Genomic DNA, 422 nt, shown 5'->3' with positions numbered 1-422 from the left:
GAGATGAACTGGGCAGCAAAGGCTTCCGGGAGTTGTACCGACAGTGGCTCCAACGGCCGACCGTCGACGCGCAGCTCCCATCGCGACAGCAGGCGGGCATCGCGAAAAAACAGCCCGTGAGTACGGCCAGGCTGAATGTCACCGTGGCTGTCCGACAGACAGAAGGTGGCACCTTCCACCAGCGTCACGGTGTCGCCGCCGCCGCCCCCGACGCCGATGGCAGCCGGCTCGCCGCCATTGAGAATCCCTGTGCCACTCATGCGGTGGCCCGCTCGGAGGTGTCCGGTTCGACGACGCGTCGCAACGTGATCGTGGATTTCGCGGCCTCTGCGTTGCTCAGCACGTCGCGGTAGATCCGCTCGTATCCCGAACCGAACTGTCCGACGGCGAAGTGCGCGGCCACATGGCGACGGCAGGCCGCC

Annotated in this window: 1 protein-coding gene; it reads right to left on the bottom strand. The window is 66.6% G+C overall.

What is annotated here, in order from left to right; translation table 11 throughout:
• Positions 1-260 (bottom strand): glycogen debranching N-terminal domain-containing protein (locus RM812_RS42555; RefSeq protein ID WP_311586419.1); only part of this gene is annotated, 260 nt, incomplete at its 3' end.
• Positions 261-422 lie beyond the last annotated feature (162 nt).

The sequence above is a fragment of the Streptomyces lancefieldiae genome (assembly GCF_031845825.1).
In the GTDB taxonomy this organism is placed as follows: domain Bacteria; phylum Actinomycetota; class Actinomycetes; order Streptomycetales; family Streptomycetaceae; genus Streptomyces; species Streptomyces lancefieldiae.
Note: the sequence above shows the minus strand (reverse complement) of the source record. Positions and strands in the feature narration are given on the sequence as shown.